14 protein-coding genes, 1 other RNA gene and 1 riboswitch are annotated in these 18,012 nt (G+C 68.8%); of the genes, 14 read left to right on the top strand and 1 reads right to left on the bottom strand.

Annotation, left to right across the window (positions count from 1 at the left end):
• Positions 1 to 367 precede the first annotated feature (367 nt).
• The 4 genes from H0B56_RS18075 (at position 368) to H0B56_RS18060 (ending at position 4,889) form a co-directional block, all read left to right on the top strand.
• Positions 368 to 910 (top strand): (2Fe-2S)-binding protein, encoded by a 543-nt coding sequence (locus H0B56_RS18075; RefSeq protein WP_180894279.1) that lies wholly within the window; start codon positions 368 to 370, stop codon positions 908 to 910.
• On the top strand, positions 907 to 3,285 hold the full coding sequence (locus H0B56_RS18070; RefSeq protein ID WP_180894278.1) for a xanthine dehydrogenase family protein molybdopterin-binding subunit: 2,379 nt from the start codon (positions 907 to 909) through the stop codon (positions 3,283 to 3,285). Before H0B56_RS18075 ends, H0B56_RS18070 begins: the two co-directional genes overlap by 4 nt.
• Positions 3,282 to 4,136 carry an FAD binding domain-containing protein gene (locus H0B56_RS18065; protein WP_180894277.1) on the top strand — a complete coding sequence of 285 codons (855 nt, stop codon included), beginning with the start codon at positions 3,282 to 3,284 and terminating at the stop codon, positions 4,134 to 4,136. Before H0B56_RS18070 ends, H0B56_RS18065 begins: the two co-directional genes overlap by 4 nt.
• Positions 4,137 to 4,226: 90 nt before the next feature.
• Positions 4,227 to 4,889, top strand: a complete 663-nt coding sequence (locus H0B56_RS18060) for an SRPBCC domain-containing protein (protein WP_180894276.1) — start codon at positions 4,227 to 4,229, stop codon at positions 4,887 to 4,889.
• Between the two features lie 61 nt (positions 4,890 to 4,950).
• On the opposite strand, the gene H0B56_RS18055 is transcribed toward H0B56_RS18060, so the two are convergent.
• The gene (locus H0B56_RS18055; RefSeq protein WP_343063945.1) at positions 4,951 to 6,222 is read right to left on the bottom strand and encodes a M14 family metallopeptidase; all 1,272 of its coding nucleotides are present in this window, start codon (positions 6,220 to 6,222) and stop codon (positions 4,951 to 4,953) included.
• Between the two features lie 376 nt (positions 6,223 to 6,598).
• Positions 6,599 to 6,693, top strand: a riboswitch (glycine riboswitch).
• Positions 6,694 to 6,909: 216 nt separating this feature from the next.
• Between H0B56_RS18055 and gcvT the strand changes: the two genes are divergently transcribed.
• From gcvT to H0B56_RS18005, 10 genes are all read left to right on the top strand, one after another.
• Positions 6,910 to 8,007: a glycine cleavage system aminomethyltransferase GcvT gene (gene gcvT / locus H0B56_RS18050; protein ID WP_343063944.1), complete on the top strand. Its 1,098-nt coding sequence runs from the start codon at positions 6,910 to 6,912 to the stop codon at positions 8,005 to 8,007.
• Positions 8,008 to 8,073: 66 nt separating this feature from the next.
• The gene (glyA, locus tag H0B56_RS18045; RefSeq protein ID WP_180894273.1) at positions 8,074 to 9,345 is read left to right on the top strand and encodes a serine hydroxymethyltransferase; all 1,272 of its coding nucleotides are present in this window, start codon (positions 8,074 to 8,076) and stop codon (positions 9,343 to 9,345) included.
• 38 nt (positions 9,346 to 9,383) lie between these two features.
• Positions 9,384 to 10,385 (top strand): lipoyl synthase, encoded by a 1,002-nt coding sequence (gene lipA, locus H0B56_RS18040; RefSeq protein WP_180894272.1) that lies wholly within the window; start codon positions 9,384 to 9,386, stop codon positions 10,383 to 10,385.
• 120 nt (positions 10,386 to 10,505) lie between these two features.
• An RNA gene (gene ffs, locus H0B56_RS18035) (signal recognition particle sRNA small type) lies at positions 10,506 to 10,600 on the top strand.
• A 110-nt stretch (positions 10,601 to 10,710) separates the two neighbouring features.
• Positions 10,711 to 12,903 carry a DNA polymerase III subunit gamma and tau gene (locus tag H0B56_RS18030; protein WP_180894271.1) on the top strand — a complete coding sequence of 731 codons (2,193 nt, stop codon included), beginning with the start codon at positions 10,711 to 10,713 and terminating at the stop codon, positions 12,901 to 12,903.
• A 168-nt stretch (positions 12,904 to 13,071) separates the two neighbouring features.
• Positions 13,072 to 13,443 carry a YbaB/EbfC family nucleoid-associated protein gene (locus H0B56_RS18025; protein ID WP_180894270.1) on the top strand — a complete coding sequence of 124 codons (372 nt, stop codon included), beginning with the start codon at positions 13,072 to 13,074 and terminating at the stop codon, positions 13,441 to 13,443.
• Positions 13,444 to 13,468: 25 nt separating this feature from the next.
• Complete coding sequence (gene recR, locus H0B56_RS18020) at positions 13,469 to 14,065, top strand: recombination mediator RecR (protein WP_180894269.1); 597 nt, start codon at positions 13,469 to 13,471, stop codon at positions 14,063 to 14,065.
• Between the two features lie 202 nt (positions 14,066 to 14,267).
• The gene (locus H0B56_RS18015) at positions 14,268 to 15,926 is read left to right on the top strand and encodes an ABC transporter substrate-binding protein (RefSeq protein WP_219632886.1); all 1,659 of its coding nucleotides are present in this window, start codon (positions 14,268 to 14,270) and stop codon (positions 15,924 to 15,926) included.
• A 114-nt stretch (positions 15,927 to 16,040) separates the two neighbouring features.
• Positions 16,041 to 17,045 (top strand): ABC transporter permease subunit, encoded by a 1,005-nt coding sequence (locus H0B56_RS18010; protein WP_180894267.1) that lies wholly within the window; start codon positions 16,041 to 16,043, stop codon positions 17,043 to 17,045.
• Positions 17,042 to 18,010: an ABC transporter permease gene (locus H0B56_RS18005; RefSeq protein ID WP_425484547.1), complete on the top strand. Its 969-nt coding sequence runs from the start codon at positions 17,042 to 17,044 to the stop codon at positions 18,008 to 18,010. Before H0B56_RS18010 ends, H0B56_RS18005 begins: the two co-directional genes overlap by 4 nt.
• The last annotated feature ends 2 nt before the right edge of the window (positions 18,011 to 18,012 follow it).

The raw sequence follows: 18,012 nt of genomic DNA, 5'->3' as shown, positions 1-18,012 counted from the left end.
CGGCCCGCACGCTGATCCGGGTGGGGTATCCGGACTCCGAGGACGCGATGGGACCGGACGGGCCGCGTCCGATCCGCCCGGGGGACGGGCGGCCTACGGACAGTCACCGCATCCCCGTCTGCTTGCGCTCAGCGCGGCCGGGGCGCCCCGTCCGTGCGCGGGCCCGCTCGATACCCGGCCGGACGGAGAGACGGGCACTGATCTTGATTAGTCCCGACCGGTTAATTCGCTTCGCGGGGGTTGTTTGCGCTGGAGAGTGGGAGGATCCTCGTATGTGATGTCGGCCACTTGTCGAATGGTCAGTTGCCTCGGCCCGACGAGTTCGTGACAGCCCGCCGGGCACCACCGAAGAAGGAGTTGGAGGCCCATGCGCATTACGGTCACCGTTGATGGAACCCGGTACACGGATGATGTAGAGCCACGGATGTTGCTCGTCCAGTACCTGCGTGAACAGCTCGGCAAGGTCGGCACGGTCGTCGGTTGCGACACCAGCAACTGCGGTGCTTGCACCGTGCACGTCGACGGGCACAGCGTGAAGTCGTGCTCGATGCTGGCCGTGCAGGCGGACGGCTCGGAGGTCACCACTGTCGAAGGGCTGAGCAGGGACGGACGGATGCACCCGGTCCAGGAGGCCTTCCACGACAACCACGCCCTGCAGTGCGGCTTCTGCACACCCGGGATGATCATGCAGTCGATGGACCTGCTCGCCGAGGACGCCGACCCGGACGAGCAGACGGTCCGCGAAGGCCTGGAGGGCAACCTCTGCCGCTGTACCGGATATCAGAACATCGTGCGCGCCGTACAGGACGCCGCGCACCGGATGCGGCCAGGAGCAGGCCCGGACGCCGAGCGGGTCGCCGACGAGACGGCTATGTCCGAGCAGACGCGCGCGGAGGTGCGTCAGTCATGACCGCGACCGCTGACTCTCACGCAGGAGGCGAGGTCGGGCAAGCGCGGTTGCGCAAGGAGGATGCGCGGCTGATCGCCGGGCGCACCCGGTGGACGGACAACATGTCCCTGCCGGGAATGATGCATATGGCGATCCTGCGCAGCCCGCTCGCCCACGCCAGGATCAACAGGATCGACACGAGCGAGGCCCGGAGCATGTCCGGCGTCGAGGCCGTGGTCACCGGCGCCGATGTGGCCGATGACCAGGGCAGCCTGCCGTGCGCCTGGCCGATCACCGAGGACATGAAGTCGCCGAACGCCCCGTCGCTCGCGGTCGACGAGGTGAACTTCGCCGGTGAGGCCGTCGCCGTCGTGGTAGCCCGGTCGGCTGCCGAGGCGCACGACGCGCTGGAGGCCATCGAGATCGACTACGAGGAACTGCCTGTGGTGCTCGACATGTCCTCGGCGATGACCGAGGGGTCCGACCTCGTGCACCCCGATCTCGGCACGAACGCCAGCGCGACGTGGGTGTTCGACTCCGCCGAGGCGGGCACCGGTGGAAGCGCGGACGAGGCGCTCGCGGGCGCCGAGGTCACGGTGCACCGGACGTTCCGGCAGCAGCGCCTGATCCCGGCATTCATGGAGCCACGTTCGATACTGGTCGACCCCACCGGCGAGCAGACGACGATGTGGTCGGCAACGCAGGTACCGCACATCCTGCGCCTGATGCTGGCGATGACCACGGGCGTCGACGAGCACAAGATCCGCGTGATCGCCCCGGACGTCGGTGGCGGCTTCGGCGGCAAGCTGCAGGTGACGCCGGAGGAAGTCATCACCTTCCTGGTGGCGCGCAAGCTGGGCAAACCGGTGAAGTACACCGAGTCGCGGTCGGAGTCGTTCACCTCGGCGCACCACGGTCGCGACCAGATCCAGAAGCTGAGCCTGGCAGCCAACCGCGATGGCACGGTCACCGGGCTGAAGGTCGAGCTACTCGCCGATATGGGTGCTTACCTGCGACTGGTGACGCCGGGCGTGCCGATCCTGGGCGCGTTCATGTTCAACGCGATCTACAAGATCCCGGCATACCATTTCTCCTGCACGAACGTGTTCACCAACAAGGTGCCGACGGACGCCTACCGCGGCGCGGGCAGGCCGGAGGCGACGTTCGCGATCGAGCGCATGATGGACGAGCTCGCGGCCGAGCTCGGTATGGACCCGCTGGAGGTGCGGGAGCGCAACTGGATCAAGCACGACGAGTTCCCGTACACCACGGTGTCCACACTCACCTACGACTCCGGTAACTACGAGGCCGCGACGGCACGGGCCAGGGAGCTGTTCGGCTACGACGCGTTGCGTGCCGAGCAGGCCGAACGCCGCAGGCGGGGCGACACGGTGCAGCTGGGCATCGGCGTCTCCACGTTCACCGAGATGTGCGGTCTCGCGCCCTCGCGGGTGCTCGGTGCGCTGTCGTACGGTGCGGGCGGCTGGGAGCACGGCGCTGTGCGCATGCTGCCCACCGGCAAGGTCGAGGTGATCACCGGAAGCTCCCCGCACGGGCAGGGCCACGAGACCGCGTGGAGCCAGATCGTGGCCGACCGCCTCGGCGTGGGTTTCGACGACGTCGAGGTGTTGCACGGCGATACCCAGTCCTCGCACAAGGGGCTGGATACGTACGGCTCGCGGTCGCTGACCGTCGGCGCCATGGCGGTCGTGCAGGCGGCGGACAAGGTGATCGCCAAGGCACGCAAGATCGCCGCGCACATGCTGGAATGTGCCGAGGACGACGTCGAGTTCTCCGGCGGCAGGTTCACGGTGCGCGGTACGGACACCTCGACCAGCATCCAGGAGATCGCCCTCGCGGTCTTCGCCGCCCACGACCTGCCCGACGGCGTCGAGCCGTCGCTGGACTCGGAGGCGACGTTCGACCCGGAGAACTTCTCCTTCCCGCACGGCACACACCTGTGCGCCACCGAGGTGGACACCGAGACCGGCCGTGTGCGACTGCGTTCCTATGTCGCCGTGGACGACGTCGGCAACGTGGTGAACCCGATGATCGTCGAGGGACAGGTGCAGGGCGGGCTGGCGCAAGGCATCGCGCAGGCCCTGTTCGAGGAAGCGGTCTACGACGAGACAGGCACCCTGACGAGCGGCACGCTGGCCGATTACCTGGTGCCGTCCGCGGCCGACCTGCCGTCGTTCACCACGGACCGCACCGAGACGCCGTCGACGACGAACGCGCTCGGGGTGAAGGGCGTCGGGGAGGCGGGCACGATCGCCTCCACCCCCGCCGTCGTCAACTCCGTTGTGGACGCCGTGCGGCACATGGGTGTACAGGATATCGAGATGCCGTGCACGCCGATGCGGGTGTGGCGAGCCATTCATGGAGGTGCGCGATGATCCCGGCCGCGTTCGACTACGAGGCGCCGAGCACGATCGACGAGGCGGTGCGGGCCCTTGCCGAGGCCGACGACGAGGTGAAGATCCTCGCCGGTGGCCAGAGCCTGTTGCCCGTGCTGCGCATGCGGCTGGCGGCACCGGCCAAGCTGATCGACCTCGGCAGGATCGGTGAGCTGCGGGGCGTCCGCTCCGACGGCGACATGCTCGTGATCGGTGCCATGACGAGTCACTACGACGTGCAGCGTGACCCGTTGCTCAACGAGCACGCCAAGCTGCTCGTGATGGCCACGGACACCGTGGCCGACCCGCAGGTGCGGCACAGGGGCACGTTCGGTGGCTCGCTCGCCCACGCCGACCCGGCCGGTGACCTGCTGGCGCCTGCGCTGGCCCTGGATGCCGAGATGGTGATCGCCGGGCCGCGGGGCAGGCGCACCGTTCCGGCCGCGGAGTTCTTCGTGGACTACTTCACCACCGCGGTCGGCGAGGACGAGCTGCTCTGCGAGATCAGGGTGCCGAAGTACACGGGCTGGCACGCGCACTACGAGAAGTTCAACCGCGTCGCACAGGCGTGGTCGATCGTCGGTGTGGCCGCAGCGGTCCGGACCGACGGGCACATGATCGCCGAGGCCCGCGTCGGGCTGACGAACATGGCGTCCGTACCGGTGCGGGCGCGGGGAGTCGAGCAGGCGCTCGTGGGCCAGGAGGCGACCCCGGAGGCGATCCGGGCGGCCGCCGAGCACGCGCTCGACGGCACCAGCCCGACGACCGACGGCAATGCCGACGTGGCCTACCGCGAGCACCTCGCCAAGGTGCTCACCTCCCGGGCGGTCTCCGCCGCGGCAACCAGCTAACCAGGTGGGAGCCGAATGTGACATCCGGCTCCATAGAAGGAACCGAGGTCACATTCGGCTCCCCCTCGCGGGACGAAAGGAGCTACGCCTGTGCGACTTGATCACGAGTTCACGGTGCCGGCACCGGTCGAGGAGGTGTGGCAGGCGTTGCTCGACCCGGAGCGCGTCGCCCCCTGCATGCCGGGCGCGACGCTCACCGGGGTCGACGGCGACGAGTTCACCGCCACCATGAAGGTCAAGCTCGGACCGATCTCGCTGCAGTACAAGGGAACCGGCGAGTTCACCGAGAAGGACGCGACGGCGCGGCGGCTCGTGATCAAGGCGTCCGGTAAGGACACTCGTGGATCCGGCACGGCGTCGGCCGATGTCGCGGTCACGCTCACCGAGGAGGGCGGGGTAACCAAGGGCTCGGTCGCCACGGACCTGACGGTCACCGGCAGGCCTGCGCAGTTCGGGCGCGGGATGATCTCCGAGGTCGGCGGCAGGCTGCTCGGTGACTTCTCGACCTGCCTCGGTGAACGACTCGGTACGGCCCAGGAACACGCGACGGACCAGACATCTGCCGGTGCCGGGTCCGCTGCAGGGCCGGGCGCTCCGGCGGAGAGTGGTGGTGACCGGAAAGGCGAGCACGAAGGCGCCCCGATCAACCTGATGGATGTCGCCGGCGCTCCGGTGCTCAAGCGCGCCGTACCGGTCGTCGTCGGCGCCGCCGTCATCATCGCGATCATCCTGGCCGTTCGCGCCTGGCGCTAGCTGTGCGCTGAATGACGCTTTCAGTCCCTCTCGTGGACTGAAAGCGTCATTCAGCCCGCGCTCAACCGGCCTCGCGCAGGAGCAGGTCGACAGCGGCGTCGTTGCGCGCGGTCTCCTCCGCGATCACCGAACCCGGTGGGTAGAAGCCGTCGATGCCCCCTCCGCTCGGGTACATCTCGAGGGTGAAGCTCAGGATCTCGTGCTCGCCCCACATCCAGTCGTTCACCGTGCCGTCGGTGATGTAGAAGTCGCTGGACTGCATCGGCTCGTAGGCGTTGGTGTCCGCCATCGCCGTGCCCACGTCGACGAACCGCTGGTACTCCTCCTCGGTCATCCCGTCCGGAGTGTCCGCCTCGGTGAAACCGAACGGCCAGAGGACAAGCTCACCGTAACTGTGGAAGTCGATATGAGCCGCGATGCGTTGCTGCCCGTCGACCACCCGGGATTCGACGAACTCGGCGACCACCCGTGTCTCGGGGTCGGAGAACGGTTCCGGTCCCCGGTAGGTGTTCGAGCGCGGGTATCCACTGGATCCGCTGCAGCAGCCCCAGTTGTACGCCCAGTTGCGGTTGAGGTCGGTACCGACGGCGCCCCAGTAGTGCGGCATCCGGCTCTTGCGCCAGCCCTTGTACCGCTCGCCCGAGACGTCGTACTCGGCCCCGTCCGGGTTCACCATCGGCAGCACGTGGATCGTCCGCTCGTCGACCAGCTCGGTGACCTCCGGGTCGGTGCCGTACTCCGAGGTGAACCGGGTGACGATCCGCAGGCACATCTCGGTGGTCAGGTGTTCCCTGGCGTGCATCGTGCAGGTGAACAGCACCTCGGGCTCGGCGGGTTCGGCGCTGTCCTGTGCGGGGGTGTCGCTGATCGTGATCAACGGCAGGTCGCGCCCCTCGTACGAGGTGCCGACGCTAGTCAGCTCGGTGATGTCCGGGTGATCCTCGGCTGTGTCGCTGAGCACGGCGGTCATCTCGTCGTAGGTGTGGTAGGCGTCGTCGACGGGCGGTGGGGCTGCGGCCGACAACGGTTGGTGCCGCTGGGGCGTGAACCCCCGCGCGCGCAGCCCGGCCACCTGGCGGTCGGTGGCGTGCACGACCAGCCCGTTCCGGTCCATGTGAAGGACGTCCGCACCGGTGCGCGCGACCCGGGTGCGTTCGGCCGGGGTGTCTGCCCCGGGCACGATGACGGTCTCGCTCCCGCTCGAGTCCTGTGCCTGCCCGTGGGTGGCCTCCGTCGCATCCGCCGTGACCGCCAGCGGGGCGAGTAGGGCGATGCCCGCGATTCCCGCGATGAGCGTTGCCGTGCGGTGCCGGGCGAGTCGTCTGGTCAACACTGCTTGCCTCCAGGGTGTCGTGTGGAGCACCCGCGTCGGTACGCCGGGTTGCCCACCACCGGTGGCCATCCGGTGGTGCGGTGCGTCACCCGCAGCCGGCTGTCACGATCACGCCGTCCGGGCCGCCCCCGGATTCGAGTGCCCGCCACTCCCCTCCGCGGGAGTGCTCCGTGCCCCAGCTACCCGGCGGGTGGCCGACACCGGCCGGACGGTGCGTGGCCGGCCGGTGTCGCCTGCGGCGTCGTCGTGGTGTGACGTACCAGATGTAGCCTGGTCGTCAGGTGTGTCACAACCAACGAATGTCGGTACTGCAGTGGACTGGGGAGGGACGAGCGCGTACGTTTAGGCGTGAAACACAACTGCATACCGGGTCGTACGAGCCGGAGCGGGAGAGACCTCGCCAGCGCGGCGGGGCGCCGAAGGAGCAAGATCCCCACCAAACTCTCAGGCATCCGATACCGCTTCAGGCCAGGCCACTCTGGAAAGCAGGCGCACCGCGCCTCACCCACGGTGCAAGCCTTGCCCGCGCTGGGCAGCAGCGCTGCAGGCGAAGCTCTCAGGTTCATGACAGAGGGGGAGTTCCGATCAGTACGAACCCGAGGAGCTCCGTATGCGCATCTCCCACCCCTTATGCAGCCGTTCAGTGGCTGGTCAGTGGCTGATCGAGCCCCGTTGAGGAGGTCTGGCGTGTCTACCCCGTCCCCCTTGCACGAGGTGCACAGCGAGCTGGGTGCCTCGTTCACGGATTTCGCGGGCTGGTCCATGCCCGTGCGTTACAGCAGCGAGCTCGCCGAACATCGCGCGGTCCGGGAATCGGCCGGTCTGTTCGACCTGTCGCACATGGCCGAGATCGAGGTTCGCGGGCCGCAGGCTGCGGACATGCTCGACTACGCTTTCGTCGGCAACCTGGCCACGGTGAAGGTCGGGCGAGCGCGTTACAGCATGTTGTGCAACACCGCGGGTGGCGTGCTCGACGATCTGGTCACCTACCGGCTGGAGGAGGACCTCTACCTCGTGGTTGCCAACGCGGCCAATGCCGAGGTGGTCGCTACCGCGCTGACGGATCGTTCCGCGGGTTTCGACGTCGAGGTGACCAACCGCTCGGCCGACTACGCCCTGATCGCCGTGCAGGGGCCGTCCTCGGCGGACATCGTGCGCGCGGTCAGCGACGCCGATCTCGACTCGCTGCGCTACTACGCCAGCATGCCGGCCACTGTCGACGGCGTGGACCTGTTACTGGCCCGCACCGGCTACACCGGCGAGGACGGGTTCGAGCTGTACTGCGCGCCCGCGCAGGCGCGGCAGGTCTGGGACGCGCTGAGCGCGGCCGGGCAGGAGTACGGGCTGCTTCCCGCAGGGTTGGCGTGCCGGGACACCCTCCGCCTGGAAGCGGGGATGCCGCTGTACGGGCAGGAGCTGACCGAGTACCTGACTCCCTTCGACGCGGGGCTGGGCCGGTTGGTGAAGTTCGAGAAGGCCAGCGACTTCGTCGGCCGCGACGCGCTCGCGGCACGGTCGGAGGCCGAGGCGCAGCGCATCCTTGTCGGGCTCGCCGGTTCGGGGCGCCGCGCCCCGCGGTCGGGATATCCTGTTGTCGGACCGGACGGTGGCGAGCCGATCGGAGAGGTGACCAGCGGCGCCCTGTCGCCCACCTTGGGGTATCCGATCGGGATGGCGTACGTGCCCGTCGAGTACAGCGATGCGGGTACCGAACTGTCCGTTGACGTGCGAGGCAAGAGCCTGCCCGTCGAGGTTGTCGCGCTGCCCTTCTACCGGCGGTCGTGACCGGCGGACGGGCACAGTGGGACAACCGACAAGTGCAGAACTGATCGAGGAGTAAGAGGCCACAGCATGAACTCGTTTGACGCATCGCTTGCCACCGTTGACCCGGAGGTTTCCGCGGCGATCGACGCCGAGCTGACCCGTCAGCAGTCGACGCTGGAGATGATCGCCTCGGAGAACTTCGCGCCGGTCGGGGTGCTGGAAGCCCAGGGTTCGGTGCTGACAAACAAGTACGCGGAGGGGTACCCGGGCCGGCGTTACTACGGTGGCTGCGAGCACGTCGATGTCGTCGAGGAACTAGCCATCAAGCGCGTCACTGAGCTGTTTGGCGCGGAACACGCGAACGTGCAGCCGCACTCGGGTGCGCAGGCCAACGCCGCGGCGATGGCGGCGGTGCTCGAGCCGGGCGACACGATCATGGGGTTGGACCTGGCGCACGGCGGGCACCTCACACACGGGATGAAGATCAACTTCTCCGGCCGCCTGTACAACGTCGTCGCCTACCAGGTGGACAAGGAGTCGGGCCGCATCGACATGGGCGAGGTGGAGCGCCTCGCCAGGGAGCACCAGCCGAAGATGATCATCGCGGGCTGGTCGGCGTACCCGCGGCAGCTCGACTTCGCCGAGTTCCGCCGTATCGCAGACGCCGTGGGCGCATACCTGCTTGTGGACATGGCGCACTTCGCGGGCCTGGTCGCCGCTGGTCTGCACCCCAACCCGGTGCCGCACGCGCACCTGGTGACCACGACCACGCACAAGACGCTCGGCGGCCCGCGCGGTGGCGTGATCATGTGCGGCCAGGAGCTGGCCAAGAAGGTCAACTCGACGGTGTTCCCCGGCCAGCAGGGCGGCCCCCTCGAGCACGTTATCGCGGCCAAGGCCGTCGGCTTCAAGATCAACGCCAGCGAGGAGTTCCGCGAGCGCCAGCAGCGCGTACTCGACGGCGCCCGGATCCTCGCCGAGCGGCTGTCGGCCCCCGACTGCGCGGAGGCAGGCGTGAAGGTCTCCTCCGGTGGCACCGACGTGCACCTGGTGCTCGTCGACATGGTGGCCTCCGAGCTGGACGGCAAGAACGCCGAGGACCGCCTGCACTCGATCGGCATCACGGTCAACCGCAACGCCGTGCCGTTCGACCCGCGCCCGCCGATGGTGACGTCGGGCCTGCGGATCGGCACCCCCGCCCTGGCGGCGCGCGGGTTCGGTACGGAAGACTTCACCGAGGTGGCTGACATCATCGCTACCGCGTTGCAGCCCAGTTTCGACGAGGCCACACAGAAGGCGCTCGCCGAGCGGGTCGAGCTGCTGGCGCGGAAGCACCCGCTGTACCCGGACATTCGGTAACCCCGAACAGTCCCGCCGAGGTCCCTGGAGGTAGAACCGTGAGCGTTGCCCCGGAGGGTCGCAAGATGCTGCGACTCGAGGTGCGGAACTCGCAGACGCCGATCGAGCGGAAGCCGTCGTGGATCAAGACCCGGGCGCGCATGGGGCCGGAGTACACCGAGCTCAAGGGCCTGGTGAAGCGCGAGGGGCTGAACACCGTCTGCGAGGAGGCGGGCTGCCCGAACATCTACGAGTGTTGGGAGGATCGCGAGGCGACGTTCCTCATCGGCGGGGACCAGTGCACGCGGCGATGCGACTTCTGTCAGATCGACACCGGCAAGCCCGCCGAACTCGACACCACCGAGCCGCGCCGGGTCGCCGAGAGTGTGCAGGCCATGGGCCTGCGCTACTCCACGGTGACCGGCGTGGCCCGGGACGACCTTCCGGACGGCGGTGCGTGGCTGTACGCCGAGACGGTGCGGCAGATCCACCAGCTCAACCCGGGTACCGGGGTGGAGCTGCTGATCCCGGACTTCAACGCGGAGCCGGACCAGCTGGCCGAGGTGTTCGGCGCCGAACCGGAGGTCCTGGCGCACAACACCGAGACGGTGCCGCGGATCTTCCGGTCCATCCGCCCCGGCTTCCGCTACGAGCGCTCCCTTGAGGTGCTCACGAAGGCGCGGGAGGCCGGTCTGGTGACGAAGTCGAACCTGATCCTGGGCATGGGTGAGACCCCGGACGAGGTCGAGCCCGCGCTGACCGACCTGTTCGACGCGGGCTGCGAGATCGTGACGATCACCCAGTACCTGCGGCCGTCGGCGCGGCACCATCCTGTGGACCGGTGGGTCAAGCCGGAGGAGTTCGTGGAGCACACCGAGGCGGCCGAGCGTATCGGCTTCGCCGGGGTGATGGCCGGGCCGCTGGTGCGGTCGTCCTACCGGGCGGGCAAGTTGTACGCCCAGACGAAGAGGCACCGGGGTGAGGCGATCCCGGACAACCTGCAGCACCTCGCCTCGGCCGGACCGGCCGCCCAGGAGGCCCGCACCCTGCTGTCCGGCTGACGTGGCCGCCGCGGGGTGGGAGCCGAAGGTGACCTCGGGTTCTTAGAAGGAGCCCGGTGTCACCTTCGGCTCCCACCACACCCGCCCGGGCGCGGCGCGGACGCGGCCTCTACACTGGAAGGTGGACCCCGCGCGGCGTCCACCCTGTGAACCTCCCCAGGGCCGGAAGGCAGCAAGGATAAGCAGGCTCTGGCGGGTGCGCGGGGTCCCCTTCTTGCCGGGACCCCTCTGCCGGCTGCTGTGCCCCTCGCGAGCGGCGTCGAGCCCGCTGGAGATCTACCCCACCAACCGGAGACCGCATTGGCGGAGCCGGTATCCTCACGGCGTGGCCCTCGCTCTGTACCGCAAGTACCGGCCGGCGACCTTTGCCGAGGTCGTGGGCCAGGATCACGTGACCGTCCCGCTGCGGACGGCGCTCGCCGCGGGTCGGATCAACCACGCGTACCTGTTCTCCGGCCCGCGCGGCTGTGGCAAGACCTCCTCGGCGCGGATCATGGCACGTTCGCTGAACTGCGCGCAGGGACCGACCGACGAGCCGTGCGGCGAATGCGACTCCTGCCGCAACCTCGCCCCGGAGGGACCGGGCAGCATCGATGTGATCGAGCTGGACGCGGCCAGCCACGGTGGCGTCGACGATGCGCGTGAGTTGCGGGACCGCGCGTTCTACGCGCCCGCGGAGTCCCGCTACCGGGTGTTCGTCATCGACGAGGCGCACATGGTCACCGCGCAGGGCTTCAACGCGCTGCTCAAGATCGTCGAGGAGCCGCCGGAACACCTGATCTTCATCTTCGCCACAACCGAACCGGACAAGGTGCTGACGACCATCCGGTCGCGGACGCATCACTACCCGTTCCGGCTCATCCCGCCGGGGGCGATGCGTGAGCTGCTGGAGCGCAACGCCGCCGCCGAGGGCGTGACGGTGGAACCCGCGGTGTTCCCGCTGGTCATCCGGGCAGGTGCGGGATCGGCACGGGACACCCAGTCGGTGCTGGATCAGCTGCTCGCGGGGGCGGGCCCGGAGGGCGTGACCTACGACCGCGCCGTGGCGCTGCTCGGCTTCACCGACTCCGCCCTGCTGGACGACATGATCCACGCGCTGTCCGCGGAGGATGCCGCGTCGGTGTACGGCACGATCGAGCGACTCACCGAGGCCGGGCACGACCCGCGCAGGTTCGCCACCGACCTGCTGACGCGCCTGCGCGACCTCGTCCTGCTGCGTTCGGTCCCGGACGCGGGCGAGCAGGGGCTGGTCGCCGCGCCGGAGGAAGAGCTGAACCGGATGTCCGCTCAGGCGGACAGGATCGGCCTCGGAACGCTGACCCGGTACGCCGAGATCGTCCATGATGGACTTCGCGAGATGCGTGGCGCTACCGCGCCCAGGCTGCTGCTCGAGTTGCTGTGCGCACGGATGATGCTGCCCGCCGCCACCGATGACGAGGCTGCCGTGCTGCACAGGGTCGAGCGGCTGGAACGCAGGGTGACCGCGGGAGGGGCCGCTCCGGCCGCGGACTCGCCGGGCCGGGCAGCCGACCGGGCGGGCGAGGAGAGCCAGGCTCCCTCCCGGCAACACCAGGATTCCGCGCAGCCGCGCCAGGAGCAGCCCGTTCGGCGCGGCGAGCAGGCGGACGAGCAGCGACCCCAGCCGGAACGACCGTCCGAACAGGACGCCGCCCCCGCGGCGCGGCAGGCGCCGCAGCCGGAGCAGACCCAGCCGGAGGAGACCCATCCGGAGGAGACCCATCCGGAGGAGGTCCAGCGGGAGGAGGTCCAGCCGGAACCACGACCGCAGGTATCGCGGGAGCCCGAGCCTCAGCCACAGCAACCACCGGAGCCGTCGCCGGGACAGGCACAACCGGGCAGCATCGATGCCACCGCGCTGCGCGGTATCTGGTCGCAACTGCTCGCGGAGGTGCGTAAGAGCAGCAGGAGCACCGAGGCGATGCTGACCAACGCCACCGTGCACAGCGTGGACGGCTCGTCCGTTGTGCTCTCGCACACGGCGGCCCCGCTCGCGCGGCGGCTGTCCGAGGAACGCAACACCGATGCCGTCGCGGCCGCACTTCACCAGGTTCTCGGCGGGCAGTGGCAGGTGACGTGTGTACACGCGGGCAGTGAGGCCGGTGCGGCTCCGCAGGCGGGCAGGCAGCGTTCCCAGCAGCAGACCCAGCAGCGTTCCCAGCAGCAGACCCAGCAGCAGACCGGGCAGCCCTCCGAGCAGGCGCGGCAGCACGGCCCGGCCGCGGACCGGCAGGCGGCGACCGAGTCGCCGGAGGCGCGGGATGCCGTACGCCCGGAACCGGAGCGTGCGGAGCCGGAGCGCCCGGAGCCGGAGCGGACCGAACCCGAACGGCCCGGTCCCGCCGCGTACGCGGCGGGTACCGACGACGATATCCCGTTGCCCCCCGAGGAGCCGGACGCCGAGCCGGATCCGGAACCGCCGCAGGTCGGTTCCGGGCAGCAGGGCGTGTCGGTACACCAGCTGCTGTCCGACGAGCTGGGGGCGCGTCCCCTCGAATGACCCGCCGGGCTCGCGGCTGCCGGGGCCGTCTTGTTGCGGTCGGACCGGAGCCCGAGTCATATCGGCGGTTAAGCTGGACGTAGTACGCCCGGAAGGCTGGGTACGAGCAGGCGCGGGCCAAGGGCGGCGAACACGAGACATCGACGGCGGAAGGATCGAGGCCGAATCATGGTGCAGCCAGGTGGCGGCATGCCCGACATGCAGCAGATCATGCAGCAGGCGCAGCAGATGCAGGAGCAGCTGCAGAACGCGCAGGCGGAGCTCGCGGATACCGAGGTGACCGGTTCGGCGGGTGGCGGCATGGTCCGCGCCGTCGTTACGGGCGGGCTCGAGCTCAAGGACCTCAGCATCGATCCGAGTGTGGTGGACCCGGAGGACACCGAGACGCTGGCGGACCTGGTGGTGGCGGCCGTACGCGACGGCATGTCGGCCGCGCAGAAGCTCACGGAGGACAAGCTCGGCCCGCTCGCCGGTGGACTCGGCGGCGGGATGGATCTCGGTGGGCTGGGCGGTCCCGGCTTGCCGGGTTCCGCTCAGTAACCGACCGACGGGAGCGGAGCGGGAGTTGTACGAGGGAGTAGTACAAGACCTCATCGACGAGCTGGGCAGGTTGCCCGGGGTCGGGCCGAAGAGCGCGCAGCGCATCGCCTTCCACCTGCTCAGCTCGGATCCCGCGGATATCACCCGGCTCGCCGAGGTGCTCGGCAAGGTCGCCGAAGGAGTGCAGTTCTGCGAGACGTGCGGCAACGTCGCCGAGCAGGAACAGTGCCGCATCTGCCGTGACGAGCGGCGAGAGCCGCACGTGATCTGCGTCGTGGAGGAGTCCAAGGACGTGCTCGCCGTGGAACGCACGCGCGAGTTCAAGGGCCGCTATCACGTGCTGGGTGGAGCCCTCGACCCGCTCTCGGGGGTCGGGCCCGACCAGCTACGCATGCGGGAGCTGCTTGCCCGGATCTCCTCCGACGAGGTCACCGAGGTCATCATCGCCACCGACCCGAACACCGAGGGCGAGGCCACAGCCACGTACCTGGTGCGCGTGCTGCGGGACTTCCCCGGCCTGACGGTGACCCGGCTGGCCTCGGGGCTTCCCATGGGCGGCGATCTCGAGTTCGCCGACGAGCTCACCCTCGGCCGTGCCCTGTCCGGTCGCCGCGCGCTGTGACGGCCCGCGGCGACCGGACCGCGCATTTCCGCCAGTGGCACACCTGTGCCACTCCGTAGCAGGATCGTGACCTCAAGTGGTTAACTGAACGAACGGTTAGCGCTAGTGTCTGCGCCCATGAGTTCGCCTGCCGCGATCCGAACGGGTCGCTGGGGGCGGGAACCGACCATGTGCAAGGGGTGCAGACATGCTCCAATCGCGGGTGACGCGACTCGGCCGTACGGCCCTGATCGGGATCGCCGGTGCGCTCGCCGTGTCGTTGGCAGGTTGCGAGTCCGAGCGTGACACCGGGGACGGTGATCGCAACGAGACCGAGCCGTTCGTTTTCGGTGTACCGACCGACGCACGGACACTGGATCCGATCTTCACCACCGACGGGGAGACGTTCCGGGTCACGCGGCAGATCTATGACACCCTTCTCGACCACGAACCGGGCGGGAAGGAGATCGTCGGTGGCCTGGCCGAGGACTGGGAGTCCTCCGATGACGGGCTGGAGTGGACCTTCCAGCTCCGTGAGGGCGTGACCTTCCACGACGGCGAGGAGCTCGACGGCGAAGCCGTGTGCGCCAACTTCGAGCGGTGGCACAACTTCGAGGGTGCCTACCAGGACACCAACTTCACGTACTACTGGCAGAACATGTTCGGTGGGTTCGCCGAGAACGAGGAAGACGTGGACACCGAGGAGAAGTTCCGCTCGTGTACCGCAGACGGGCTCACCGTCACCATCGAGGTGGCCGAGCCGTCGGCGAACTACCCCGGCGCGTTCAGCATGGCCACCTTCGGCATCGTCAGCCCGGGCAGCCTCGAGCAGATCGAGGACGACGAGATCACCAGCGCGGACTCCGCCTTCCCTGACTACACCCAGGAAGCAGGGGTGCTTGCGGGCACCGGCCCGTTCAAGATCTCCGAATGGGACCACGGCTCGCAGGAGATCACCCTGGAGCGGTTCGACGACTACTGGGGCGACAACGCCAAGGTGAAGACGCTGATCTTCAAGACGATCTCGGAGGAGACCGCGCGCAGGCAGGCGCTCGAGGCCGGGGACATCCACGGTTACGACCTCGCCGCTCCGGGTGATGTCGAGCCGCTGAAGGAGAACGGCTTCCAGGTGCCGACCCGCGACGTGTTCAACATCCTGTACCTGGCGTTCCAGCAGGAGACGACCCCGGAGTTCGCCGACCTCGAGGTACGCCAGGCGATGGCACACGCGGTGGACAGGCAGCGAATCGTGGACACGATCCTGCCGGAGGGCGGCGAGGTCGCCTCGCAGTTCATGCCGCCCACTGTGGACGGATGGTCGGAGGACGTCACGACCTACGACTACGATCCCGAGCTCGCCGAGGAGATGATCGCCGACGCGGGGGTCGACGGCCTGACGGTGGACTTCTGCTACGTCACCGACACCTCGCGCCCGTACATGCCTGCGGTGCGTGACATCTTCGAGATCATCTCCAGTGACCTCGAGGAAGTGGGCTTGTCCATCGACCCCAAGCCGATGGAGTGGGACCAGTACATCCCGGCGACCAACAGCGGGAAGTGCAGCCTCTACCTGCTGGGATGGACGGGTGACTTCAACGAGGGTTACAACTTCCTCGGCACCTGGTTCGACCGGCCGAGCGACGAGTGGGGCTTCGAGAACGAGGAGATCTTCGACCTGCTGAGCGAGATCGATCGCACTCCGGATCCGGACGAACGGGCCGCGAAGCTCGCCGAGGCCAACGAGGTCATCATGGACTTCCTGCCCGGCCTGCCCATCTCGAGCTCGCCACCGGCCATCGCCTTCGCGCCGGACGTGGAGCCGATGGACGTCTCCCCGCTGACCCAGGAAGTTTTCGCCGACGTCAGCTTCGCGGAAGAGTGACGGCCCGACGCGCGGGGTGCGCTGGGTGACGTGCCGGGACGGCACGGGCCACAGGCACCCCGCGCGGCGACCGCTCGCGATCGCACGCGCGACCTCGACCGTGAATGAGAGACCGTGTTTCGTTACATCGTCAAGCGCCTGCTGCAACTGATCCCGGCGCTGTTCGGGCTGTCGATCCTGCTGTTCTTCTGGCTACGGCTACTGCCTGGCGGGCCGGAGAACACCCTGTTGCCGGATGACGCGTCAGCCCAGCAGCGCGAGGCACTGCGTGAGTCCCTCGGGCTGAACGAGCCCATCATCGTCCAGTACGGACTCTTCCTGGAACGGCTGGGGAATTTCGACTTCGGTAACTCCTTGCAGACGGGCAGGCCCGTCATGGACGAGTTCACCACCAGGTTCCCCGCGACGGCGGAGCTGGCGATCGCCGCCATGCTCATCGCCGTGTGCGTGGGCATCCCGCTCGGCTACTTCGCGGCGCGCAAGCGGGGCAGCTTCCTGGACTCGAGCGCGGTCGCCGGTTCGCTGCTCGGCATCTGTATCCCGGTGTTCTTCCTGGCGGCCATGCTCAAGGTGGTTTTCGCGGAGAAGCTCGGGTGGCTGCCCTCGGCGTTCCGGCTCGACGCCGGAGCGCGCTTCACCGAGATCACCGGCTTCCGCGTGCTGGACAGCGTGCTCACCGGGGAGTTCGACGTCACGGCCAGCGCGCTCGGCCACCTCATCCTGCCCGGGCTGGCGCTGTCCTCCATCCCCCTCGCGGTGATCACCAGGATGACCCGGGCGAGCGTGCTCGAGGTGCTCGGCCAGGACTACGTCCGAACCGCCGAGTCCAAGGGGCTGCAACCGACGGTGGTGCGCACCCGGCACGTGCTGCGTAACGCCATGCTGCCGGTGATCACCGCGATCGGCCTGCTGACCGGCAGCCTGCTTGCCGGTGCCGTGCTGACGGAGAGCGTGTTCGCCTTCGGCGGTATCGGCTCGTTCATCTACGAGTCCACCCAGCAGCGTGACTACCCGGCGATCCTTGGCTTCCTCATGCTCATCGCGATCATCTATGTGGTCGTCAACCTCCTGGTGGACCTGTCGTACACGCTGTTCGACCCGAGAGTGCGGGTGCGCTGATGACTCTGGGGACGGACAGGGTGAACAAGGTCGACCGGCTCGCCGAGCTCACCGCGCGGCGGGACGGCGACGCCGAGGGCGCGAGCCTGCTGCGCGAGACGTTCGGCAGGCTGCGCCGCAGCCCCATGGCGCTCTCCGGCGCCGTGATCGTCGGTGCGTTCCTGTTCGTCGCGGTCATCGCGCCGTTCGTCGCGCCCTACGAGCCCGGGGCACAGCTGTGGGGCAGGGAGGTCATGCCGAACCAGAACGTCTTCGTCGGCCCCCGCGCGGAGAACTGGTTCGGGCTCGACCACCTCGGACGCGACCAGCTCTCCAGGATGCTGGTCGGGGCACGCAACTCGCTGCTGGTCGGCGTGGTCGCGACCCTGCTCGGGTTCACCGTCGGCGCGATGCTCGGCGGGGTCGCAGGGGCGGCCGTGAGCCTGGGCAGGGCGTGGGGGCGGCGGCTGGACGCGGTGATCATGCGGTTCATCGACATGATGCTGGCCATCCCCGCCCTGCTGATAGCGGTGAGCATCGCGGCGATCCTCGGGCCGAGCCTGCCCACGGTGATGGTGGCTGTCGGACTGGCACAGGTACCGATCTTCGCCAGGCTGCTGCGGGGATCCATGCTCGCTCAGTCGCATTCGGACTATGTGCTCGCCGCGACGGCGCTCGGGGTTCGCAGGCCGCGGATCGTGCGTTCGCACATCCTGCCGAACTCGCTGGGGCCGGTCATCGTGCAGGCGACCCTGACCCTGGCCACGGCGATCATCGAGGCAGCCGCGCTGTCGTACCTGGGCTTCGGCAACCCGGACCCGGCCACGCCGGACTGGGGAGCCATGCTCGCCGACGCACAGCGGTTCCTCGTCGGTGCGCCGGAGCTGGCGATGTACCCGGCTGTGGCCATCATCATCACCGCACTCGGCTTCACGCTGCTCGGTGAAGCGATGCGGGAGTCTCTCGACCCGAAACTGCGGAAGTGATC

This window comes from Haloechinothrix aidingensis, assembly GCF_013450155.1.
In the GTDB taxonomy this organism is placed as follows: Bacteria; Actinomycetota; Actinomycetes; order Mycobacteriales; family Pseudonocardiaceae; genus Haloechinothrix; species Haloechinothrix aidingensis.
This window is presented reverse-complemented; position numbering and strand designations above follow the sequence as displayed.

Bases quoted from the DNA above. Each gene is read 5' to 3' on its own strand.
- H0B56_RS18075 (WP_180894279.1), top strand. From the start codon at position 368: ATGCGCATTACGGTCACCGTTGATGGAACCCGGTACACGGATGATGTA.
- H0B56_RS18070 (WP_180894278.1), top strand. From the start codon at position 907: ATGACCGCGACCGCTGACTCTCACGCAGGAGGCGAGGTCGGGCAAGCG.
- H0B56_RS18065 (WP_180894277.1), top strand. From the start codon at position 3,282: ATGATCCCGGCCGCGTTCGACTACGAGGCGCCGAGCACGATCGACGAG.
- glyA (WP_180894273.1), top strand. From the start codon at position 8,074: ATGAACTCGTTTGACGCATCGCTTGCCACCGTTGACCCGGAGGTTTCC.
- H0B56_RS18025 (WP_180894270.1), top strand. From the start codon at position 13,072: ATGGTGCAGCCAGGTGGCGGCATGCCCGACATGCAGCAGATCATGCAG.